Source organism: Paenibacillus sp. D2_2 (genome assembly GCF_031199965.1).
GTDB lineage: Bacteria > Bacillota > Bacilli > Paenibacillales > Paenibacillaceae > Fontibacillus.
On sequence record NZ_CP133605.1, the window covers coordinates 2,837,526 to 2,859,827 of the forward strand.

The 22,302-nt window shown below is 42.0% G+C and carries 22 protein-coding genes and 2 pseudogenes; 14 read left to right on the forward strand and 10 right to left on the reverse strand.

Annotated features, from left to right (window positions below; translation table 11 throughout):
- Nucleotide 1 precedes the first annotated feature (1 nt).
- Together RE628_RS14430 and RE628_RS14435 are read right to left on the reverse strand one after the other, a co-directional pair.
- Nucleotides 2-781 carry a VOC family protein gene (locus tag RE628_RS14430; RefSeq protein ID WP_309159287.1) on the reverse strand — a complete coding sequence of 260 codons (780 nt, stop codon included), beginning with the start codon at nucleotides 779-781 and terminating at the stop codon, nucleotides 2-4.
- Nucleotides 782-786: 5 nt separating this feature from the next.
- Nucleotides 787-1,599 (reverse strand): VOC family protein, encoded by an 813-nt coding sequence (locus RE628_RS14435; RefSeq protein WP_309159288.1) that lies wholly within the window; start codon nucleotides 1,597-1,599, stop codon nucleotides 787-789.
- A gap of 208 nt (nucleotides 1,600-1,807) precedes the next feature.
- Between RE628_RS14435 and RE628_RS14440 the strand changes: the two genes are divergently transcribed.
- From RE628_RS14440 to RE628_RS14455, 4 genes are all read left to right on the forward strand, one after another.
- The gene (locus tag RE628_RS14440) at nucleotides 1,808-2,728 is read left to right on the forward strand and encodes a glycosyltransferase family 2 protein (RefSeq protein WP_309159289.1); all 921 of its coding nucleotides are present in this window, start codon (nucleotides 1,808-1,810) and stop codon (nucleotides 2,726-2,728) included.
- A gap of 151 nt (nucleotides 2,729-2,879) precedes the next feature.
- The gene (locus RE628_RS14445) at nucleotides 2,880-3,161 is read left to right on the forward strand and encodes a hypothetical protein (protein WP_309159290.1); all 282 of its coding nucleotides are present in this window, start codon (nucleotides 2,880-2,882) and stop codon (nucleotides 3,159-3,161) included.
- Entirely contained in the window at nucleotides 3,134-4,501 is a 1,368-nt protein-coding gene (locus RE628_RS14450) for a glycosyltransferase family 4 protein (protein WP_309159291.1), read from the forward strand. Before RE628_RS14445 ends, RE628_RS14450 begins: the two co-directional genes overlap by 28 nt.
- 74 nt (nucleotides 4,502-4,575) lie before the next feature.
- Complete coding sequence (locus RE628_RS14455) at nucleotides 4,576-5,169, forward strand: class I SAM-dependent methyltransferase (RefSeq protein WP_309159292.1); 594 nt, start codon at nucleotides 4,576-4,578, stop codon at nucleotides 5,167-5,169.
- Between the two features lie 48 nt (nucleotides 5,170-5,217).
- Here RE628_RS14455 and RE628_RS14460 read toward each other — a convergent pair.
- A pseudogene (locus tag RE628_RS14460) lies at nucleotides 5,218-6,298 on the reverse strand (glycoside hydrolase family 99-like domain-containing protein).
- A gap of 393 nt (nucleotides 6,299-6,691) precedes the next feature.
- Here RE628_RS14460 and RE628_RS14465 point away from each other — a divergent pair.
- The 3 genes from RE628_RS14465 to RE628_RS14475 all read left to right on the forward strand — a co-directional run bounded on the left by RE628_RS14465 (nucleotide 6,692) and on the right by RE628_RS14475 (nucleotide 9,765).
- Nucleotides 6,692-7,747 carry a class I SAM-dependent methyltransferase gene (locus RE628_RS14465; RefSeq protein ID WP_309159293.1) on the forward strand — a complete coding sequence of 352 codons (1,056 nt, stop codon included), beginning with the start codon at nucleotides 6,692-6,694 and terminating at the stop codon, nucleotides 7,745-7,747.
- Nucleotides 7,748-7,836: 89 nt separating this feature from the next.
- Nucleotides 7,837-8,586 (forward strand): class I SAM-dependent methyltransferase, encoded by a 750-nt coding sequence (locus RE628_RS14470; protein ID WP_309159294.1) that lies wholly within the window; start codon nucleotides 7,837-7,839, stop codon nucleotides 8,584-8,586.
- Between the two features lie 453 nt (nucleotides 8,587-9,039).
- A complete protein-coding gene (locus RE628_RS14475) occupies nucleotides 9,040-9,765 on the forward strand; it encodes a hypothetical protein (RefSeq protein ID WP_309159295.1) in 726 nt (241 codons plus the stop codon).
- Between the two features lie 166 nt (nucleotides 9,766-9,931).
- Here the strand turns inward: RE628_RS14475 and RE628_RS14480 are convergent, their stop codons facing one another.
- From RE628_RS14480 to RE628_RS14490, 3 genes are all read right to left on the reverse strand, one after another.
- Nucleotides 9,932-10,177, reverse strand: a complete 246-nt coding sequence (locus RE628_RS14480; RefSeq protein WP_309159296.1) for a hypothetical protein — start codon at nucleotides 10,175-10,177, stop codon at nucleotides 9,932-9,934.
- A gap of 15 nt (nucleotides 10,178-10,192) precedes the next feature.
- Nucleotides 10,193-10,870, reverse strand: a complete 678-nt coding sequence (locus RE628_RS14485; RefSeq protein ID WP_309159297.1) for a hypothetical protein — start codon at nucleotides 10,868-10,870, stop codon at nucleotides 10,193-10,195.
- A gap of 324 nt (nucleotides 10,871-11,194) precedes the next feature.
- Nucleotides 11,195-12,508, reverse strand: a complete 1,314-nt coding sequence (locus tag RE628_RS14490; protein ID WP_309159298.1) for a glycosyltransferase — start codon at nucleotides 12,506-12,508, stop codon at nucleotides 11,195-11,197.
- A gap of 827 nt (nucleotides 12,509-13,335) precedes the next feature.
- Here RE628_RS14490 and RE628_RS14495 point away from each other — a divergent pair.
- From RE628_RS14495 to RE628_RS14505, 3 genes are all read left to right on the forward strand, one after another.
- Nucleotides 13,336-13,977 carry a hypothetical protein gene (locus RE628_RS14495; protein ID WP_309159299.1) on the forward strand — a complete coding sequence of 214 codons (642 nt, stop codon included), beginning with the start codon at nucleotides 13,336-13,338 and terminating at the stop codon, nucleotides 13,975-13,977.
- A gap of 130 nt (nucleotides 13,978-14,107) precedes the next feature.
- Nucleotides 14,108-14,401 (forward strand): hypothetical protein, encoded by a 294-nt coding sequence (locus RE628_RS14500; protein WP_309159300.1) that lies wholly within the window; start codon nucleotides 14,108-14,110, stop codon nucleotides 14,399-14,401.
- A 74-nt stretch (nucleotides 14,402-14,475) separates the two neighbouring features.
- Nucleotides 14,476-14,964, forward strand: a complete 489-nt coding sequence (locus tag RE628_RS14505) for an exosporium glycoprotein BclB-related protein (protein WP_309159301.1) — start codon at nucleotides 14,476-14,478, stop codon at nucleotides 14,962-14,964.
- Between the two features lie 86 nt (nucleotides 14,965-15,050).
- On the opposite strand, the gene RE628_RS14510 is transcribed toward RE628_RS14505, so the two are convergent.
- Nucleotides 15,051-15,782 (reverse strand): sugar phosphate nucleotidyltransferase, encoded by a 732-nt coding sequence (locus tag RE628_RS14510; RefSeq protein ID WP_309159302.1) that lies wholly within the window; start codon nucleotides 15,780-15,782, stop codon nucleotides 15,051-15,053.
- A gap of 200 nt (nucleotides 15,783-15,982) precedes the next feature.
- Here RE628_RS14510 and RE628_RS14515 point away from each other — a divergent pair, with 200 nt between their 5' ends.
- The 4 genes from RE628_RS14515 (at nucleotide 15,983) to RE628_RS14530 (ending at nucleotide 19,471) form a co-directional block, all read left to right on the forward strand.
- The gene (locus RE628_RS14515; RefSeq protein ID WP_375143084.1) at nucleotides 15,983-16,699 is read left to right on the forward strand and encodes a YheC/YheD family protein; all 717 of its coding nucleotides are present in this window, start codon (nucleotides 15,983-15,985) and stop codon (nucleotides 16,697-16,699) included.
- A 105-nt stretch (nucleotides 16,700-16,804) separates the two neighbouring features.
- Nucleotides 16,805-17,902, forward strand: coding sequence for an amidase domain-containing protein (locus RE628_RS14520; RefSeq protein WP_309159304.1), 1,098 nt, complete (start codon nucleotides 16,805-16,807; stop codon nucleotides 17,900-17,902).
- 82 nt (nucleotides 17,903-17,984) lie between these two features.
- A complete protein-coding gene (locus RE628_RS14525; protein WP_309159305.1) occupies nucleotides 17,985-19,121 on the forward strand; it encodes an oligosaccharide flippase family protein in 1,137 nt (378 codons plus the stop codon).
- Between the two features lie 2 nt (nucleotides 19,122-19,123).
- The gene (locus tag RE628_RS14530; RefSeq protein WP_309159306.1) at nucleotides 19,124-19,471 is read left to right on the forward strand and encodes a hypothetical protein; all 348 of its coding nucleotides are present in this window, start codon (nucleotides 19,124-19,126) and stop codon (nucleotides 19,469-19,471) included.
- 62 nt (nucleotides 19,472-19,533) lie between these two features.
- Here the strand turns inward: RE628_RS14530 and RE628_RS14535 are convergent.
- From RE628_RS14535 to pdxK, 3 genes and pseudogenes are all read right to left on the reverse strand, one after another.
- A pseudogene (locus tag RE628_RS14535) lies at nucleotides 19,534-19,850 on the reverse strand (YerC/YecD family TrpR-related protein).
- A gap of 156 nt (nucleotides 19,851-20,006) precedes the next feature.
- Nucleotides 20,007-21,377, reverse strand: coding sequence for a Na+/H+ antiporter NhaC (nhaC, locus tag RE628_RS14540; RefSeq protein ID WP_309159307.1), 1,371 nt, complete (start codon nucleotides 21,375-21,377; stop codon nucleotides 20,007-20,009).
- A gap of 85 nt (nucleotides 21,378-21,462) precedes the next feature.
- Nucleotides 21,463-22,287 carry a pyridoxine/pyridoxal/pyridoxamine kinase gene (gene pdxK / locus RE628_RS14545; protein ID WP_309159308.1) on the reverse strand — a complete coding sequence of 275 codons (825 nt, stop codon included), beginning with the start codon at nucleotides 22,285-22,287 and terminating at the stop codon, nucleotides 21,463-21,465.
- Nucleotides 22,288-22,302: the final 15 nt, after the last annotated feature.

The window sequence follows — 22,302 nt, forward strand, 5'->3', positions numbered from 1 at the left end:
GCTATACCCCCACGTGATCTTGACAAATCATCACAATATTACCGTCCTCATCTCGAATGTTGAAGAAAGATACTACAGGCAGCCTTTGAATCCCATATACGATTTCAAAGCCAATCTCCTGTGCTTCTTTCGCAGCTTGATCAATGTCATAAGTACTCAGTTTGAATAGAACAGGTCCACGTTCAGTAATCGGCATGTTGTCCATTCCATTGGAATCTAAAATCAGCCCTGTCCCGTTGTCTAAATGAAACACATGAAGATGATCGTAACGGTCCTGCTCCCTGATTTCCAGTCCCATCAGCTTTGAATATCGTTCCACCGCGCGATTTAAGTGTCTGACCCACAAAAATGTCGATTGAATGTGAGGATCAATGCTGCAGTGAGCGCGACTGCCGTCAATGCCACCAAATGCCAAATGGTATCCGTCAGGATCGGCAATTACGAATTCCTTCCAAGGTCCGCCCTCCGCGTAGATAACCGGCTCCTGGGCAATCATCGCCCCCTTGGACTTGAATTCCTCATAAAGGCTGTCCAATGCGGCCCATGTATCGACATAAGCGGAGACATCGATCCCAAGATCCGAACCTGGTTCAGGCGGGTTAGGGTGTACAGCGGATGGATCTGGTGCCTGATGTAGCTTGAGTGCGAGCCCGGTCAATCCGTCCCGTTCCGCCCACCAGTCTGTTACGTCAAAACCGAGCACGTCCCGGTAATACTGCCTAGAGCGTGCCAAATCCGACACGGATAATACGGTCAATGAACTGCTGATTTGTTTGGGCATAGAATTCACTTTCCTCTCTCATTCATTTTCGCGATTACGATTCGATTGCCGTCCGGGTCAAGAAGTGTAAATTCACTCAAATCCGGGAAATAACTAGGTTCGCCCGCAAGCTCAAAGCCTTCGCTTCGCACAAAAGCGAGAGCGGCTTCAAAATCCTCGGTTTCGAAATAAAATACTTCCGTGAACGATTCCTGATTTAGATAACGGTTTTGGTCAAGCAGCAACGATGCACCGGAGATCACAGGCACGGAATAAATGTGCTGAGCTGCCACATCTTCATCAAACGGTACGCCTAGTAAGTCTGAATACCAACGGGCAGCCTCTCTTATATTTTTCACATCGACAAAAACTCCACCGACCCGTGGCAAAATCGGACTTTGGCCCGTGATCAAGGCATCCGCATCCCCCTGTTCGGACCAGCAAGCCATGTGCGTGTTCCCCTCTGGATCACGGAAATTGAAGAATGCCATTGTCCCATGCCTTTCCAATTCCAAAAGTGGCTCGCCTTTCTCTTGAATATAGCGGTAGGCATCATCAATGCTCTTCGCTTCGAACATGATGCGCGGCATCATTCCCTCGTCCCAGTCCAAGTTTTGCCGGTTCACCCTATTCGAATCGAGAATCAAATGCGTCCCTTCAAAATCAAACCAATAGACGGGTCCTCCGTTCATCCGCTCTTCCATCATCGGCAACCCTAACAAACGGCTATACCATTCTGCTGAGCGGCGTAAATCCGTCACGTGCACAAACACGCTGGCAACCCGGTTCACGAATGGGATTTCGGTAACCGAACTAAAAACGCTTTCATGATTAGCCAAATTGAACCAACTCCATTTCCGAGATTCTAATCGTCAATCCTTCCGGCGATGTGATGCACTCTATTATGTTGATATGATTTTATCATATGGATATCATGGTTTTCCATAGATTTCCTAACATGCTTATTTCCGACAGCGTGATTGTTGTTTTTCCTAATCCATCACGATTTAACATGAAATATCATATACATAATATGAGGTGATTTGTATGACAAATGAAAAATATCCACTCGTTTCCGTATTAATACCGACATACAATAGGCCCGATTACTTTCGATTAGCTTTAGACTCAGTTTTAGCACAAACCTATCCTAATATTGAAATTATTATTGGAGACGATAGTACAGATAATGCAACTCAAGAATTGGTGAAGCAATTTTATTTACCTGCATATAAAAACATCATTTATTTTCGAAATTCTCCCACATTAGGACAATTTCAAAATGATTTAATGTTATTTGAACAAGCGTCTGGTGACTATATTAACTATCTAATGGATGATGACCTATTCCATCCAGATAAAATACAAAAGATGATGAACTTTTTTCTAACAGATAGTAATATTTCGATGGTTACATCATACAGAAAATTAATTAATGAAGCGGGTGTACATATACCTGATTCAATCAATATCAAGTTGTTCGAATTTACTACTATATTACCTGGAACGTATGCTGGAAATCGAATGCTAATGGATTGTCATAATTATATTGGAGAACCAACTACTGCATTATTCAAAAAACAACATTTAACGGAGCCTTTTGGGACTTTAAACGGACGAGAATATAACTGTTGTGTAGACATGGCATCATGGCTTCATTTATTATCTAAAGGAAATTTGGCATATATCTCGGAACCTTTAAGCTCTTTTCGAATGCATTCAGGTCAACAATTAAATTCGTATATGAAAACCCTAGAAGGTACCGAAGATTTGACACATCTCATAACTACGTCTCAAAATTATAGGTTTTTACAAAATAAAATAGAATATCAACAGGCTTTAGAAAAAGTTCTACAGGTAATTCTGTACGGCTTTCAGTATTATGGTGAAGACATGACAGACGAGATAAAACAACGATTAAATCAATGTGTATCGACTGTTCACATAGAGATAGCGAAACAAAATTAAGATACAAGCTGAAGTCGGTACCCTACCGGCGTTAGCGTATTTTATTTTTGTTTACATCACACTGATGAGCTTATTTGTATATATTATATAAGTTGCTCTGTTAATTAATTTTAAGTGATATACTCTTGTTTTCATTTTAGGAGGGAGCAATATGGAAGGATCATTAGCCCATAATACACTTCACTGGTGTCTTTTTCCCGTTCATGAAAATACTCATGTTCCTAATTTATTGTACGAAGTTCACAAAAGTAGATTAGATTTACAAGAAGCTTTTCCGGATCCATTAGGAATGAATCAAACCGCTTTTTTAAACTGGGCTCAAACTTTTTTAGGTAAAGAATATTCGATTGGTGATGATCTACCTAACCGCTTTAAAATAAAAATAGATCCTACTTTATATTCAAAATGGGATTCTTTTTCGAATGGGCAATAGCTCCAGTTCAGCATAATACCTATATTCCTAATTTATTATTTGAAATTTATAGAAATAGTCCTAATTTGCAACAAGCTTTTCCAGATCCACTCCGTAGTGATCAAATTGATCTATTGAAATGGGCGCAATATAACCTTGCTAATGAATTTGACGAAGAAGACGATTTCTTCTCCAGATTTAATATTGTGATATCAGAAGATCATTTATCTGAGACAGCCAGCACACGGGTATTACCGCATTTAAGAAAAGGGATAAACTTAGTAGGTTTTTCACGTCTTGAGGCCGGGATAGGAGAATCTTGCCGCTCCGCAGCAAGGGCTATTCAAAGTACAAACATTCCATTTGGTATTATTAACTGTCCACTTCCGATTCCATTAATGGATCTGTCTTGGGTAGATAAGGAGATGAAATCCCCTGTCCACAATGTGAATATTTTACACATGAATCCAGATATGTTCCTAGGTGTTTATAATACGCTTGGACAGCATTTTTTTAATGGACGTTATAATATTGGCTACTGGCATTGGGAGTTACCAGTAATACCAGAAGATTGGATAAGTAGTTTCGGACCTTTAGCTGAAATTTGGGTCCCTTCTTCTTTTGTATTCAATGCAGTATCTAAGAAAACAAATCTTCCTGTTACTTGTATTCCGCATTGTATTCAAGTTGAATGTCCTGAAGATATAGATCGTAGGTACTTTGAATTACCCACAGATCGCTTTTTGTTTCTTACTATGTATGATACGAGAAGTATTTTACAACGAAAGAACCCAATTGCAGCTATCATAGCATTTCAAAAAGCCTTTTCTAAAAATGATCCCTCTGTGGGATTAGTAGTAAAAGTGAATGCCTCTGAGTATCATCCTGAAGAAGTGCTGCAATTTCAAGATTTAATCAAAGATAACAACAATATTTTCCTTATCAATCAAGCGCTCCGACGAGAAGAAATAAATGCGTTGATTCAATCTGTTGATTGCTTCGTATCTTTACATCGTTCAGAAGGTTTTGGACTTGTGTTAGCAGAAGCAATGTATTTAGGAAAGCCAGTCATTGGTACGAATTGGTCCGGGAATACCGATTTTATGGATCGAGATAACTCTTGTGCAGTGGATTATTCCCTTATTAAAGTCGGAAGAGACTATGGTCCTTACAGACACGATCAAATATGGGCAGAACCTGATATTGATCATGCAGCCTATTATATGCAGAAACTTGTCTCTGATCCATTATGGTATAGCACGATTGCCGAAAAAGGAAAAGAAACCATTCATAAACGTTTCTCTACGCAGGTAATAGGTACGATGATATATAAAAGACTTGAAAAGTTAGGTTTAATCTAAGCGCGTAAAGAAGGAGAAATTCATGGGGTTATTTATGAATCTTAATGGGTCTCATTAGAAAGGAGTTTAATAAAATGAGCGTACATGAAACATATCCTCAATTACAAATCAGTATTTTGTATGGATTCATAGAACAGGTTGATGGCTGGTTAACAAATCTGGAGCAAACAGCACTTCTGCATTTACCCGCTTTAGTTGATCATTTAGATGGGGAAATCATTGAGATCGGTTCTTATAAAGGAAAAAGTACAGTAGCCCTTGGTTTCGGGAGTAAGTGGATTAGTAAGCGAAAACGTTCGATATATGCCATTGATCCATTTATTCCGAGTATTGAATATGGTGAATACTATAATGACTTTCAAAAAAATATACGAGCATTTCAACTAGAGAATTATGTGATTCCAATTAAAAAATTTAGTCATGAAGCGATCCATGACTGTCCTGAGCATATTTCAGCCCTTTTCATCGATGGAAATCACAACTATTTAGATGTAAAGAAAGATATCGAACTTTATTCTCCAAGAGTTGTAGCCGGAGGAATGATTGCGTTTCATGATTACAATGTTTATGAAGGTGTCCAACAAGCAGTTGATGAACTTTGTGAGAGTAAAGAATATGTGTATGTATGTGATTACGATCGTTTGCGTCTTCTCCGTAAAATGAATTAATTTGTTAAAGCCCTCATTTCTTATTTTAAGAAATTGAGAGCTTTTCAATCAAGGGACAACAGGACTATGGAATGACAATCCCATTCGCCTCGAGCGCCTTTTTACCGCCTCAAGGTACTTAAATCCGTAGCGACTATCGGGTTCCAAATAAGCTCCTTCCCCACTCATTCCACGCATTAATGAATACGAAATCACTCTTGTACAGTGTTTTAGCACGTAGAATTTGATGACTAAGATACTTTACGAACTTTTCAGGACTTGCACCCTGAAAGGTTAGAGCATTATTTCCTACACGAGGTGTATTATCCCAATCCACAAACGCTCCGGGAAATATCTGCTTAGTCGTATCATACGGATTTCTAGACAGAAGCGATTCCCATAATCGGTCGTAGTCCATCACCCAGATATCCTCTTCTTGATTACCTTTTAACACGTTCCAGAGATCTTGGCGACCCCCATGAATCCACGTATATTGAGGTTCAAACTCGACACTGGCATCGAATCCTTTGACGTTCGGAATAGAGAAACTATTTAACGTATCTACAAAGTAAATACCATTGAACCCGTATGCTATAGCTAGCTGATTCCAATATTGAAGCATGGCTTCGCACTGTGGTATACTGCCCGGTTGGTAAATGATAAACATAGGTTTGTTATCCATTCGAATGTATCTTTCATCCATAAATGCTTGTAGTAAATAGTCAAAATGGAGTTTCCAGTCTTGTTCGTTACCATAGTCTTGTGGCATAAGTACATGACCACTTGATCCATCCCATCTACGGGTCCATGGTTCATTGGCCCAGGATAGACAAAATGGCAAGTCTGGTTCACCTGTTCTAAGTACTTCGTTAAAGGGTGTCTCCAGTAATTGTTTGCCTTTAAACCAGTAATGATAGTAGCAAAATCCGTAGATTCCAAATTGTTTTGCTAACTCGGCCTGCCACTTACGTGCGGAGGGATCCGTTAAATCGTAGTAATTGTTCTGATAGGGTTCACGTGGCTGATAATGCTGTGGAAATCGCGACGTAGCTTTTCTGGTATTTGTCCACTCTGTGAATCCTTCTCCCCACCATTTATCATTTTCTAGAATCCTGTGAAACTGGGGTAAGTAGAACGCAACAATCTTCATCATTTATCCCTCCCCTTTCTAATCTTGTACGTTGTTGTATGTTTATCTCATTATTTCCAAGATAGTTATAATTGGCAGCTATGATTCTGTGAGGGGATACAAATCGGACCTGGCTCCTCCAGCAAGAATAACACTTTTCATCGTCACCACCTTTTTTATCATGGTATGTATCATAGTTTGGTTTGTTACGGAATAAGAATCATATTTGTGCATGTATGTATCACCAGAAAAACCTGTTTGCATATATTACACGAGTAAGGAATTCATCAAACAGCATTTTTAAATTGGGCACAATATAACCTTGCTCATAAATATGACGGAGAGAATCCTGTCGTTTAGCGGCTAGGACTATCATTAATTCCACTATGGTAGCGTGTAAAGGAGGAGAAATTCGTGGGGTTATTTTCGAACCTTCCATATTCAGATACTTTTATGTATGGCGAAAGAGAACTCTTTTATTGTCGGGTACCCATTAACAATACATCTGAAAGATGTATTGAAGTACCGATAGGTATCGACTTTCTAATCAAGCATAAATCCGAAAGAATACTTGAAGTTGGAAATGTACTTCATTCTTACTTGCAAGAACCCATAGGAAGAGATATTGTTGATAAGTTCGAGACGGCTCCTGATGTTTTAAGTATAGATGTAATGGAATATAATCCTGCTGAAAAGTACGATGCTATTCTAAGCATATCAACAGTTGAACATATTGGACAATTCACAGATCCATCAGGTTGTTATGGAGAAAAAGATATTATTCGGCATAAAGATGCACCTTTGAAAGCCATCGTAAAAATCTATGAACTCTTAAAAGAAGGTGGGCAAGCATTAATTACAATTCCTTTTGGCAAGTTAATGGATTTGGGATGGTTAATACAATTTAATGATCTCTATATGCAATTATTGACTAAGAAATATAACATACCGGGCGACGAACTTAATACAAGATATTATAAAAAAATCGATATGGAGATATCAAGCGTTATTCCTAGGCAAATATGGTCACCTTGCTTACAAGAAGACCTAATGGATACCAGCTTTGGAACGCCATTTCCTAATGCAAATGGAATCGTTGTTTTAGAAATTAATAAGAAGAGTGATAAGGAATTAATTTTTGATAACACGGTATTTGAATTTCATTCTCCTTACGTTATTCAATCCCTATATTTCAATTTTCCTCAATCCTTCAATATTCCTACACATTTTGATCTAGAGGGATGGATCCCCGTTCAAGGAATGGGAGCAGTATTTTACGGACCTTATGTTGACCTTGAGGTAGGATCTTATTTGTTTAATTTAGAATTAGAGGTAGATCATCCTTGTGATTTTGTTGTTGATATAACTTCTAATTTTGGCACTAATAAATTATTGGAATATAAAGTTACTCATTCTATCGTACTAACCGACAATCTTCATTTAGACTCCCCCAACATAACGTTGAGATAAGACTAATGAATAATACGTTCCCTTCCCCAGTTACTAGAGTAAGAGTAAGAACAATTACATTAGGGGCCTGTAAAAAGAGGAGTGATATAATGAGCTATAATGATAGTGAACATTCTTTAATTCCCCCTCCTGATCTAATACAATATGTAGGAGGCGGTTTCGAAGAGGTGGGAAGAGAATTTTTCGAACTTTTCACCCGAATTGGAAAGTTAGAACCTCATGAGAAGGTATTAGACGTAGGCTGCGGAGTTGGAAGAATGGCGGTGCCTTTAATCAATTATTTAAATGAACATGGTTCCTATTATGGTTTTGATATCTTTAAGCAAGGTATTACATGGTGTCAAAATAATATTTCAATTAGTCATGACAATTTTCATTTTGAGCATGTTGATATTTACAACCAAATGTATAACCCTACAGGAAAAGAAGATGCTTCTGGGTATCTATTTCCTTATAAAGATGAATCATTTGACTTCATTTTTTTAACCTCTGTATTCACTCACTTACTTCCAAAAGAATTAGATCATTATTTATCAGAAATCGTTCGTGTTCTCAAACAAGATGGCAGATGTTTTATTACTTTCTTTTTAATGAATTCTGAGTCCTCCCATTATTTAAATTCCGGATTAAGTACACAAGGATTTTATCATCAGGTGGAAAATTGTTATGTAGTTAATACAGCTATACCTAATGCCGCAGTCGCTTATTCTGAAGATGAAATCCAGCGTCTATTCAATAAATATAAATTAACAATGATAAATAAACCTTATTATGGTTCCTGGTGTGGGCGACCTGAGTTTACAAGCTATCAAGATATTATTGTAATAAATAAAAGCTGAATATGGAGAATATTAATTAGAACCTCAATTCATTTTTAGAAATTGAGGTTTTTTTAATTTAGTGGCTGGTTAAAAAAACCTTGTCCCCGTCAATTTATTGCAATGTTAGGTACATGCCCTTACTTATTTATTGAGCTATTTCATATGATACATAAGTCTAAAAGAAGGAGGTTAGAAAATTGCCCCACAAACGACCAATAAAGGCATGTAAAAAATGTGGTCAAAAAAAATGCAGATGCAATGTGAAGCAAGATGTTAATGTGAAGCAAAAAGTTAATCTGAAAGTACGAGGGATTAGGGGCCCTCAAGGTCCTAAAGGCCCTCAGGGACCTCAGGGTCCTCAGGGTCCTCAGGGACCTCAGGGTCCTCAGGGTCCTCAGGGACCTCAGGGACCTCAGGGTCCTCAGGGACCTCAGGGTCCTCAGGGACCTCAAGGTCCTCAGGGGGCAACAGGTGCTACGGGTGCTATTGGGCACACTGGCGCTACGGGTGCTACTGGCGCTACTGGTGCTACTGGGCATACTGGCGCTACAGGTGCTACTGGACATACTGGCGCAACGGGAGCTACTGGGCATACTGGCGCTACAGGAGCTACTGGGCATACTGGCGCAACGGGAGCTACTGGGCATACTGGCGCTACAGGAGCTACTGGCGCAACGGGAGCTACTGGGCATACTGGCGCAACGGGTGCTACTGGACATACTGGCGCAACGGGTGCTACTGGGCATACTGGCGCAACAGGAGCTACTGGGCATACTGGCGCAACGGGAGCTACTGGGCATACTGGCGCAACGGGTGCTACTGGGCATACTGGCGCAACAGGAGCTACTGGGCATACTGGCGCAACGGGAGCTACTGGGCATACTGGCGCAACGGGTGCTACTGGGCATACTGGAGCAACGGGTGCTACTGGTGCTACTGGTGCTACTGGTGCTACAGGTGCTACAAGTGCTACAGGTGCTACAGGTGCTACTGGTGCAACGGGTGCTACTGGTGCTACAAGTGCTACTGGTGCAACGGGTGCTACTGGTGCTACAAGTGCAACGGGTGCTACTGGTGCTACTGGTGCTACTGGTGCTACTGGTGCTACTGGTGCTACAGGTGCAACGGGTGCTACTGGTGCTACTGGTGCTACTGGTGCTACAGGTGCAACGGGCGCTACTGGTGCTACAGGAATAACTGGACCGCTGATCACTGCCAATTTTGCAATCATCGACGGAGGATTTGAACCGTCACCGATTCCTCCAGGAGGAACCGTTCCATTTAACATGGAGCCAGTTATTAGCGGAACTTTGATCACTCAAACGCCACCTTCGCCAGACATTATGCTTGCAGGTGGACACAGCTATCTGATCAATTGGGAAGCATCAGAAATAACAATAACACTTCCACAAGCTTCATCAATACAATTCATATTGACATTGAACGGTACCGAAATCGAATACAGCTTTGTTTCAGCCGCTCCGAACTCGCCAGTTGGCATCCATACGTCAGGGACTATAATTGCTACCACCCCGCCAGGACCGGATAGCGTGCTGAATCTAGTTAATACTTCTTTATTCACAATAAATAACTTAGGTGTAACGTTCACTATCGTAGCGATCGCTTAACCTGGACTTTCATCTATATTTGGTATAGATATTTCACTCTTGATACTGAGAACCGACATGGGGAGAACTAAAAGCTTAGCTAGTGGCTCCCCTCTTCGAATTCGGCATTCCTTCAATGGTTCGAAAGCGAGCGGCAATCCTAATCTCTCCTGAACTCTTGCTAACGTAGGCCCATGTAGCATGCCAGGGTGTATGATAAAACGGCCGTCTTGCGTTTCGATTGGTTGTATAAGGATGAAGTAACCTTTGGGAATCTCTACACTCCACCCTTGCCTCCATTCAAATGTTCCTTCACCATTCGGAAGCAGCATCGGATAGTATAATCCGCTGTATTTATACTCGTGGATTTTATACCAACCAGCGGGTGTAACGCCGATGATTACGTCATTTTTATGTGCCCAATCCTCCATAGGATACAAATGCTTGAGTCGTGCAAACTCAGTCAGGTCCTGACTGGAAATTTGGATTTCCTTTACGGGCTGGATATCAATGTCGATTGGACAACGAATGGTCCAGCCCAACTCCTTCGCCATCCGGTATGGCCAACATACTCCTTTGACACGCTTCGTTTTGATCCATCTGGAGCTGTCATCAGGCCACCGTGTATCTTCTATTTTTTCTCGAGCAGGCAGTATTGCAAAGTCCAGTAGCTGATTGAACTTTATACTGATCATAGGCTACCTTCTTTCTTAGTACTGTCAATCAAGATGAATCTATGCTCAGGGTCATGAATTTATGATTAATCTCATAATACGCACTTTTAATCAGCAAGTAGATATGGGGTCACGGTAATACGACTACTTTTTCACTACAAGAAGAGCAAAGCTTGGCATACTCTATACACGTGTCTAAGGAATCATCCGGTTCCATTGGCCACCATCGAATCGCCCCCACCCGCGACATAGATGCAAAAGTTTCAACTTCTGTTGGAACATTGCCTACGACGACTACTTCAAACTCTTTAAAATTGGTCTCTATGCCCTTTTGAAGCGTCTTAATTAATTCGGTATGCTCTTTTGTAACATAGGAATATGGAATAGGAAAAAGAATCGATTTTTTTGTTGAGTCTTCGCCATTGATTTGAGCGGATTTTCGTGCGGATCATCTGTAGTTGTTTCCCATACATGACTACATTCTACAGCTTCAGGTAAATCCAATTCTTTCAATCTTGTGTGGAATTTCTGATGATAATAACTTTCTAGTTCCGCGCAAAGGATCTGTATCTGCTGATTTCTATGAAAAGTAGAGTTATCCCCATCTTCATTTCGATACTGGATATAAAGTAGATGTGGTATCGCTACAAATTTTGTAACAAGAAACGTCCGCGCTAGGATGTCGTAATCGTCCGAAACCAATAATTCCTCGCGATGACCTCCAATCAAGTGATAACAGTCCCTCGTCCAAGCACGAGGATGATTCGGTAACCCTACCAAATGTCGGATGGTCATCCCGTTGATTGTCGTTTGTTTCAACACATTTTGCCATCGATTCATTTCATGGATCCAGACTCGGTAATACACACTGTATCCAAAACCGCAGTCCCAACCATACCATTGAGCATGATGGCTTCTTACGTATACTTCTGCATTTTCCCCATAAGCAAAACCACACTCAGGATGTTTTTGAAATGCCCCCACAATCTTCTCAAGACAATCAGAGGTTAGTTCATCATCATGATCTAATTCAACTAGAATTTCCCCTGTACACAGACCTGCTGCATACCGTTTGGTTGCTCCAATGTATCCATTACGAGAATCTTGACGATACCTTCTTACCCGAGGATCGTTAAGAGGAAGTAAGTCTTTGTTGTAAGTCTCATCCTTATCACCGGAGTCATCAACAATCACCCATTCCCAATTAGGGTAGGTTTGATTCAGAAGAGAGCGATAAGGGCGCTGTATTTTCTTCTGGGATTTGAAGCTAGCTGTGAAGACAGATACTAGAGGGGTCTCTGATGAAAATCTAGTTAAAGGTATGGCTTTGTTTTCTGGGAGAGGATCTGTACTGCTGAGCCAGCAATAAAATAACTTGCATGGTTGTATCTCTTCCGGTGAGCTAAAATGCAACCAACGTTTTTTTTCGTGATTGGGTAAAGAGTTCAATGTATCAAATTCTTCACGCCTAGTCCCCAATGAAAGATAGACACGTGGTTTTTTTGGTTTAATATCTACCAACAAATCGTTAGGTCCATATATTTTCAAAGTGATACAAGCTTCATTCATTCTTGTCATGATGTCTTTCCATCCATCCCATGATTTGGTTCCTGATATGAATAAATGAGCGGTCAATAGTGGAGTTTGTTTTGATAGCATATTATCCCCTCTTCACATTCTTACTTTTTTGAAAAGAAAAATGACAATTCGTCTGTCTTTTATCGTGAATTCTGTTCCATATTCTTTATATTATGAAAGCAAGAGCACATTGTTAGAGTTATGTGGTAATGCCTGTACACACCTATTGCCAATTTCATAAGATACATAAATTAATAATAAGGAGGTTATCAAATTGAACTGTAAAGAAGAACAATCAAGAAGGAGATGTAAAAAAATAAACCGTTGTAATCGCAACTGCAAAGTAAAACAAACAGTTACTGTAACTCAAAAAATCAATGTGATAGTAAGTGGTGTAAAATCCTCTATTAATTAGGTATTCATAGCTTTATAATGTTATCCTCTATCCCCATAATCTGCATATCGACCTCTAATTCGGGTGTATTCTCTTTTGAGATACTCCCTTTTTAGTCAACCGTGTTTTCGTCATATAGACAAGCATCACGTTATTTTTTAGCAATGTTAGGTAGAAGCCTTTCCTCATTTATTGCCTACTACATACCATACATAAGCTTACAAGAAAGAGGTGAGAAAATTGCACCCCAAACAGCCAAAAAAGGTATGTAAAAAATGTGGACATAAAAATTGCAAATGTGATGTAAAACAAAATGTAAAACTGAAGCAAACCATTAATCTGAAAGTAAAAGGTCCACAAGGACCTCAGGGACCTCAAGGGCCTAGAGGACCGAAAGGACCTCAGGGGCCTCAGGGACCACAGGGACCTCAGGGGCCTAGAGGGCCGAAAGGACCTCAAGGGCCACAAGGGCCACAAGGACCTAAAGGACCTAAAGGAGCTACAGGAGTCACGGGTGCAACGGGTGCGACGGGTGCAACGGGTGCTACAGGAGCTACAGGAGCTACAGGAGTCACGGGTGCAACGGGTGTTACAGGAGCTACAGGTGCGACGGGTGCAACGGGTGCAACGGGTGCAACAGGTGCAACAGGTGCCACTGGGCATACTGGCGCTACAGGTGCCACTGGGCATACTGGCGCAACAGGTGCTACTGGGCATACTGGGGCTACGGGTGCCACTGGGCATACAGGAGCTACGGGTGCCACTGGGCATACAGGAGCTACGGGTGCTACTGGGCATACTGGGGCTACGGGTGCCACTGGGCACACTGGCGCAACGGGTGCTACTGGGCATACTGGGGCTACAGGTGCCACTGGGCATACAGGAGCTACGGGTGCCACTGGGCATACTGGCGCAACAGGTGCCACTGGGCATACTGGGGCTACAGGTGCCACTGGGCATACAGGAGCTACGGGTGCCACTGGGCATACTGGCGCAACAGGTGCCACTGGGCATACAGGAGCTACGGGTGCCACTGGGCATACTGGGGCTACAGGTGCCACTGGGCATACAGGAGCTACGGGTGCCACTGGGCATACAGGAGCTACGGGTGCTACAGGTGCTACAGGTGCTACGGGGCTACTGGTGCGACTGGTGACACAGGTGCTACAGGTACAACGGGGCTACTGGCGCTACTGGTGCCACAGGTGCAACGGGTGCTTCGGGTACTACTGGTGCTACGGGTGCAACTGGTACTACTGGTGCTACGGGTACTACTGGTGTAACGGGTGCTACGGGTGCTTCGGGTACTACTGGTGCAACGGGTGCAACTGGTACTACTGGTGCTACTGGTGCTACAGGTGCTACGGGTGCTACGGGTGCGACAGGCGCGACTGGGCACACTGGCGCTACTGGAGCTACAGGTGCTACAGGTGCTACAGGTGCAACGGGTGCTACGGGTGCTACGGGTGCGACAGGCGCGACTGGTGCCACTGGGCACACTGGCGCTACTGGAGCTACAGGTGCGACTGGTGCCACTGGTGCAACGGGTGCCACTGGGCACACTGGAGCTACAGGTGTAACGGGTATTACAGGTGCTGTTGGTGTTACTGGCGCTAGCGCAATCATTCCATATGCGTCCGGTGGTCCTATCGTATTGGCAACTACTGCCCTTGGGTTAGTTGGCACCGGTGGTCTCGTTGGATTCGGAAGCTCCATAGATGGCATTAGCGCTTTAGGCGGAATAATCGATTTGTCCGGTACACTAATTGAATTCCCGATACTTGATTTCGCGTTCTCGGTGCCTCGTGCAGGTACGATCACATCCATTGCCGCATTCTTCAGTACGACAATCGCACTGACACTAGAAGCAACAGTAACAGTTACTGCACAGCTATACACTTCAACAGCGGCATCCGGGCCAACCAACACCTTCATTCCGATTCCTGGAGCCTCCGTAGATCTGTCGCCATCCATCACGGGGATAGTTGCGTTTGGAACTGTACTGAACGGTATTACGACCGGATTATCTGTGTCCGTAAGTCCGCAAGATCGTCTATTAATGGTATTCACAGTTTCAGGTACGGATATTACTGTAATTACGGTAGTCACCGGCTATGCAAGTGCTGGAATAACAATCAATTAATCAAAGAACGTATTTTAGATTAAACTGTCGCCGCCCTCTTCCAACGACGGAAGAAGGGCGGCGATGCATGGTCCAATGGATTATCCCTACCTACATAAACCTCCAAAATCTATGTCGCTGGCCAATTTGTTCGCTTTGGCCAAGGATCCATGAGTTCCGGCATCTGTCCACCAACCTTGAAGTACGTTGTATGTTAGCTCATTGTTCTCAAGGTAGCTATTATTGACATCCGTTATTTCGAGTTCTCCACGATTAGATGGTTTAAGCGTCTTGATAATGTCAAAAACACGACTGTCATACATATAAATTCCAGTTACTGCATACGTACTTTTTGGGAGACGCGGCTTTTCCTCAATAGATATGATTCGATCATTCTTAAACGCAGGAACACCATACCGTTCTGGATCGGGGACCTCTTTAATAAGAATCTTGGCACCTTTTGACTGATGGATAAAGTGTTCGACATATGAACCAATGTGGTCATTGAAGACATTGTCCCCCAATATAACGGTAAAGAGATCAGGTCCGATAAATGTCTCCGCCAATCCGAGCGCTTGGGCAATCCCTCCTGTCTCATCTTGGACCTTATAAGTGAATTCTGCTCCAAACTCGCGTCCACTGCCTAGGTGATTTACCATGGATCCCATGTGTTCCTTACCAGTTACTATAAGGATTTCGTGTATATTAGCCTGAAGCAGCTTATAAATGGGATGATAGATCATGGGATATTTCCCTACAGGTAATAAATGTTTGTTTGTGACTTTTGTGAGGGGATACAACCTGGAACCGGTCCCTCCAGCAAGAATGACACCTTTCATTGTCACCCTCCTTTTTAATTCATGTTATGTGACATAATCTGGTTTGTTACGGAATAAGAAGCACAGTTCATCATAAATGAATTTTTAGAATTGATAATAAGATGAACTAGTCAGGACAATAGCCGTCATCCCGATAAATGGTTCAGAATACCGTAAGATAGAGGTGATCTAATATGAAACATAAATACATTCTAAGCAAAATGAAGAAAGGATCGGCTTTGATACATGATCCCCAACTATACCGCCACATTCCGGTAACTCACTGGTATCATGCCGCGACTCTTACTAAGATGCTCAAAACCAACCCTGTTCTGTATATTAAACCCGATAAAGGGTCACAAGGAACGGGAATTATCCGGATCAAGAGGATTAATAACTTCGAAAGCTTGATTTCGTTCAAATCATCGTCCCAAAAGTACCCCAACACCAGAATAGCTTTCGAAGTCGCAAAAAGAATGCAACGCGGCAAGAGATACATTATCCAGCAAGGTATTCCACTGGCGACTTATCGAAAGAAACCTTTTGATTTGCGGATCGTGCTCCAGAAACCCTCCAATCGATGGCTGCTTACCTGGATGAGTGCAAAGGTCGCACCAAGATCAAATTCCATCGTTACTAATGTGGCAAAAGGTGCGCGGGATGCAAAAATAGAACAAGTCCTTCGAGGGGCTGATCAAGGGCTAAACGTACCCTCAGTTATGAAGGAGCTAAGCGGTGTTTCCTACAAAATCGCACGGAAATTGGGTTCTCGCTTCCCTCTTCGAATTGTTGGGTTGGATATGGGAATCGATAAGAAAGGAAAGGTATGGTTTATCGAGGCTAATACGAATCCAAGCTTTCACGGATTGAATAAGTTTGATCCAGTGCAATATCGAAGATATCTTCGTGCAAAGAAGCAAATAGAAGCACATAGCTGAAATGAGAATTTCTCGAAACTGCGTAAGGTTAAAGTGCTCATATAACTCGGGTCTTGGGGACATGATAATAGCTACAAAATAAAATCCAAGACGTGGGGAGAAAAAATGCAAAAATGGACTGCTGTAATGCTGCTTTGCACTTTTATGATGTGCAGTCTGTATAGCCCGGCAGATGCAGCAACCACAACTTCCGAGAAAGAGATAAAACAAACTTTGAATGATCTTTTTGCGTTAAAATCTGATTATCTGGCGGGTCGTAACAATAAATTAGAAAGCTTCTACGATAATAAGCACTCGTTAAGTCGCCAAGCTTATAAGATGGAAGTAGCTCGTAAACTCTACTTGCATACTTGGGCTAAGAAAAGAGACATGAAGATTGTCAATTGCCAATCTAAGATCCGAGTGACCAGAGTTAGGATCAGTGAGAATTCAGCTGTTGTTTCCTTAGGTCATTCACAAAAAATATCCTATAGCTATATGAATCATCCTTCTGCAGCGCAATGGTTCGGATTAGGGACATGGCATGCTATTACTTTAAAGAAGGTGGACGATCGCTGGATTGTGTGGAAAGAATGGTATCTAGATCCATTGGAAGAAAATCCACGCCTGATACCTTCCGGTGTCCCCACCTCCTCACCTAACCGTGAAGTTCCCCAAGACAGCAAAAATTATAAGCGGACAGCGGCCGTAGCTTATGCGAATAAATATGCGGGGCTGGCTTGGGGATCAGGCAATAATGGAAGATACAATCGGAAATACAAAAGTTACAACAATCACGGTGGAGACTGTACCAATTTTGCCTCCCAAGCTCTTGGGGACCCAGAGGAAGGTGGCGGCCTGCCTATGTTAGGGTCCTGGAGGTATCGCTATCCGAATGGCGGAAGCAGGACATGGATTCAGACGGATGCTCTTAAAAATTTTATTCTGTACTCGGGATATGGTCGCGTAATCGCAAATGGTTCCTATCCTGATTTGACCAAGAATTCGGATTCTTATCCGTATGGAGCAATTGGTCAACTTATGGAGGGAGATTTAATCGCACATGTCTTAAAAAATGATGTTGATCATTTCTCTGTCGTTACCGGATTCGATGATCATGGCTACCCTCTTGTCAACTCTCACACCGCAGATCGCTTCAGAGTTCCGTTCGATCTAGGCTGGGATAATACAACCAAATATATCCTCATCCATATACGTGATTAGTGAATAATTCAGAAAAACACATACGTACTTAATCCATTTCATATATTTAATGGACAAGTATGTATGTGTTGGGGTGAGATTTGTGAATATACCACCCGTCATAAGGCAGATGGGAATTCGTCTCGGTGCTATAACGTTGGTTAAAGCTATGGGACTAATAGGCAGGATTTTATTGACCCGCATGGTAGGTACAGAAGGAATAGGGTTGTTCCAAATTGCCTACTCCTATTATGGATTTGTATTTATGCTTATAACAGGTGGTGTACCAACCGCCTTGGCTTTATATACGGCTGAACAGAATGCCCATGGCTGGATCTGGTTCAAACGTCTGTCTGTCGTCTTTGGTCTTGTTGGAACAGCGATATGTATATTATCGATAAGCTATTCGCAGCATGTCTCAGAATGGCTCGGCAATCCTCATTTGTCAATCTTCATACGCCCCCTCTCACTTGCCCTGTTTGTGGTTCCATTGCTAAGCTTGCTCCGGGGTTATCTTCAAGGTCTGGAATCTTATGGAGCTATAGCTGTATCTGAATTAATCGAACAAGCAGTTCGTGTCGTTCTTATGTTATCCATCGCCTGGCTTCTGATGCCTCAGGGAACGATATATTCAGCTGGAATAAGTCAGATTGGAACAGCCCTTGGCGGTATTGCCGCTTTTATCAGTTTGTTAATTTATTATTTGCATACGAAAAGAAAGGATGTAATATACTCTACTACTCCCCGTTCTAGAATCACAGACGGTATTTGGTTCTTAAGAAGTTCCTTCTCGATTGCAATGACCCGATTAATGGTTCCTTTTTCTGATATGCTGGACGCTATGATTATCCCTTCAAGACTCCAAACTGCGGGTTATGATTCTTCGCAAGCGACGGCCATGTACGGTCTGCTCACCGGTATGGCCATTCTGATTGTGTATATGCCCACGATTCTGACGGGGGCAATATCACATACCATTACCATGAAACTGGTCATGGCCTGGAAAGAGAGACGTATTGGACAATTTAATACAAGAAGCCGAGAGGCATTGGAAATAGGCTGGATTTGGGGGATAGCTACCTGTATTTTTCTGTGGTACTACAAAAGCGAACTCTCTCTGGTCTTCTTCAGAACTCCAGAAGCAGCAGAACTTATACAGTGGTTATTTATCATCCCTCTGCTCGCGGATTACGAGAGATATCAACTAGCATCCTCTGGTCACAAGACAATAAGCGAATAAGCTTGATTGGAACCATTATTGGAATTTCCGTTGCTGCCTTATCCCATTATTTATTCATACCAATAGAAGGACTGCATCTTCTTGGAGCAGTAATTGGTATTATATTGATGGAACTCATCGTAACAACAATGAATTTGATAGAACTGAAAAGAGTTATCGGTAGAATCAATATAGATAAATTACTTATAAATACACTGATCGTCCCGATGATCTTAGTGCCTGCTGCAATTTTGACCCAATCAATAGGTATACATATCAATTGGGGACATTATTCTGCTCTGCCTGGTATGTTTCTGTATCTTCTTTTAGTTTCTACTTATTTGTTAATAAGGTATCGACCTAATGTTTAAATCAAATTAAAAAACCTCCAGTCTATTTGTCTGAACGGAGGTTTTTGGGATGTACGCTCTGGTTAATCTTGTTTTTTATTAGGATGCTGCTGGTCTTGCATGCGCGAGAAGATCATATCATAACTGTCATTTCCGTGGAATAATGACCGTTTTACACGGGAAATCGTCGCTGTACTTGCGCCCGCTTCGGTTTCAATTTGATTATAAGTATGATTGTTATACAGCATCTTAGCAACTTGAAAACGTTGGACTAAAGTCTTTATTTCGTTAACCGTACATAAGTCGTCAAAGAAAGCGTAGCATTCCTCTTCGTTTCTAATGTTAGGATGCCTTCTATAAATTCATCCAATGCTTTTCCTTTTAATTCATCAATAAGCATTAATAGTCCCTCCTCGAGTCATGACAAGCCCCTGATCTATGTATAACATAATTTAGCAATAATTTTCACCTGCAATTATTACCATATCAATATTTAAGCACATTAACATAAAAAAAGCTGGCTTATTAAAACCAACTTTTTTTATGTCATAACGAATTAATGCGCTGTTTTGGCCGATTTTCTACTCATGAACCCGTACAGAATATTTAGGATCGGCGCCACAATACAGAAGATAGCAAAAGGTAAGTATTCGAGGGTTGATACACCGAGTGTTCCGGTGATAAATACCCCACTCACGCCCCATGGGATTAGAGCATTGACCGCTGCACCACCATTGGCGAGTATTCTCGACATTTCTTTGCGGTCCAATTGTATCGCATCATACTGCGATTTGAAAGCTTCCCCAGGCAATATAATCGATAAATATTGCTCGCCAAGCAGCAGATTAACACCCATCGCGCTTAAGCCTGTCATAAGAATCAATTTTCCTTTGGTGCTTACGAATGAGGTAATGCGTGAAATGATCGTCTTGATGATATTCATTTCGACGAGCAATCCACCTAGAGCAAGTGCCAAGAGAATCAAGGATACCGACCACATCATACTCTGAATGCCACCACGTGTAAGCAGCTTGTCCACGCTTTCTACACCAGTATTAGCGACATAACCATTTTGCATCAGTGCAGAAATATCCGATAAGCTGGTATGCGGATAATAAATGTAAATCACACCAATCGTGAACAGAATGCTCATCAATAAGGTTGGAATAGCTGGAACCTTTCGCCAAGCACATAGGAAGAGTACGATAACCGGAATTAACGTTACGACAGAAATCGGGAATGAACTACTTAGTGTATTCACAAGTTCATTGACTTCTTGTCCGGTTGTCAGGACTTTGGCATGTCCAGTGACTAAGAAGAAGATTACGGTGATGAGGAATGCCGGAATGACAACACGTATCATATAACGAATATGATCAAATAAATCGACCTCAGCAATGGCCGATGCCAGATTGGTTGTATCTGATAATGGAGAGATGTTGTTGCCTAAGAAGGCACCTGAAATGATGGCTCCAGTTGTAATGGCAGGATGGTAGCCCATAATTTGCCCCATGCCGAAGAAGGCGATGCCGACAGTTGAGATTGTTGTAAATGAGCTGCCTACCGTAATCCCTACGACTGCGCAAATCACAAATACGGAAGGCAAAAAATATTTAGCGGATAAAATTTTAAAACCATATATCATAATAGTCTGAATCGTACCTGCTGCAATCCAGACACTAATTAATGCGCCGATTAACATAAATATAAGTATAGGTATCAACCCTGGAGAGATTCCATTCGAGATCCCCTTATGAATCCGATCCCAGGAAGCTCCTTTTATTTTGGCAAATACGATAATTACGCCCAGGGAGATTAAGATAGGAATTTGTGGATCCATTCCTAAACCGATAATACAAGCTCCAATTATCGCTAACAATACGACTAAAAGAAATAGGCTTTCTTTTAAAGTCACCTCTTTGTTCATAAGCTGAACTCCTTATCATGTATTGAACTCTGTTGATTAGGTGGTAATGATGGATTGATCTTAGATTAAACAAAATACGCTTCTACTATTCAACACGGTTCTCTGCTCTGTTATATGCGCCATGCCAGACAGGTCCTACAAAGCGATTAAAAGCAAATCCACCTTGAATGGCTGCAGTAGTAAATTCTTTTGCCTTGGAGACAGCCTCTTTAACAGACATTCCTTTAGCTAATCCTGCAGCAATAGCAGCCGCGAAGGTACAACCTGCGCCATGATTATGGTTCGTGTCGAGCTTGTCTGCCTCATACAGGGTAAATTCATTACCGTCATACAATAGATCAACTGCTTTCTCGGCCTCAAGCGTCTTACCGCCTTTAATTACAACGTTCTTGACACCTAAATCATAAATACGGTGAGCGGCTTCCTTCATATCGTCAATCGTTCTAACTTTTGAGATGCCGGCAAGTTGACCTGCCTCGAACAGATTCGGTGTTGTAATCGTCGCTCTTGGCAGCAACAAATCACGAATGGCTTGACCATTCTCAGGTTGTACCACCTCATCCTCGCCTTTACATACCATTACCGGATCAATAACGATATTTGTGATGTCATGCTCATCAATGACCTTGCTTAACAATTCGATGACTTCAACAGACCCAAGCATTCCGGTCTTCATTGCATCCATTTTGCCACCAGACAATACGGTCTTGATTTGCTTAAGGACCAATTGCGGATCAATGGGCTGAACCTCATGATGCCAATTATTATCGGGATCCATTGTAACGATCGAAGTAATACTGCAGAAACCAAATGTTCCATACTCTTGGAATGTTTTCAGATCGGCTTCAAGACCGGCGCCTCCGCTGGAATCTGAGCCTGCTACTGTCAGTACTTTTCTTATGTTAGCCATTTCAAAGCACTCCTT

Coding starts and splice junctions, on each gene's coding strand:
- RE628_RS14430 (WP_309159287.1), bottom strand. CDS start 781: ATGCCCAAACAAATCAGCAGTTCATTGACCGTATTATCCGTGTCGGAT.
- RE628_RS14440 (WP_309159289.1), top strand. CDS start 1,808: ATGACAAATGAAAAATATCCACTCGTTTCCGTATTAATACCGACATAC.
- RE628_RS14445 (WP_309159290.1), top strand. CDS start 2,880: ATGGAAGGATCATTAGCCCATAATACACTTCACTGGTGTCTTTTTCCC.
- RE628_RS14450 (WP_309159291.1), top strand. CDS start 3,134: ATGGGATTCTTTTTCGAATGGGCAATAGCTCCAGTTCAGCATAATACC.
- RE628_RS14455 (WP_309159292.1), top strand. CDS start 4,576: ATGAGCGTACATGAAACATATCCTCAATTACAAATCAGTATTTTGTAT.
- RE628_RS14470 (WP_309159294.1), top strand. CDS start 7,837: ATGAGCTATAATGATAGTGAACATTCTTTAATTCCCCCTCCTGATCTA.
- RE628_RS14485 (WP_309159297.1), bottom strand. CDS start 10,870: ATGATCAGTATAAAGTTCAATCAGCTACTGGACTTTGCAATACTGCCT.
- RE628_RS14490 (WP_309159298.1), bottom strand. CDS start 12,508: ATGCTATCAAAACAAACTCCACTATTGACCGCTCATTTATTCATATCA.
- RE628_RS14510 (WP_309159302.1), bottom strand. CDS start 15,782: ATGAAAGGTGTCATTCTTGCTGGAGGGACCGGTTCCAGGTTGTATCCC.
- RE628_RS14515 (WP_375143084.1), top strand. CDS start 15,983: ATGAAGAAAGGATCGGCTTTGATACATGATCCCCAACTATACCGCCAC.
- RE628_RS14520 (WP_309159304.1), top strand. CDS start 16,805: ATGCAAAAATGGACTGCTGTAATGCTGCTTTGCACTTTTATGATGTGC.
- nhaC (WP_309159307.1), bottom strand. CDS start 21,377: ATGAACAAAGAGGTGACTTTAAAAGAAAGCCTATTTCTTTTAGTCGTA.
- pdxK (WP_309159308.1), bottom strand. CDS start 22,287: ATGGCTAACATAAGAAAAGTACTGACAGTAGCAGGCTCAGATTCCAGC.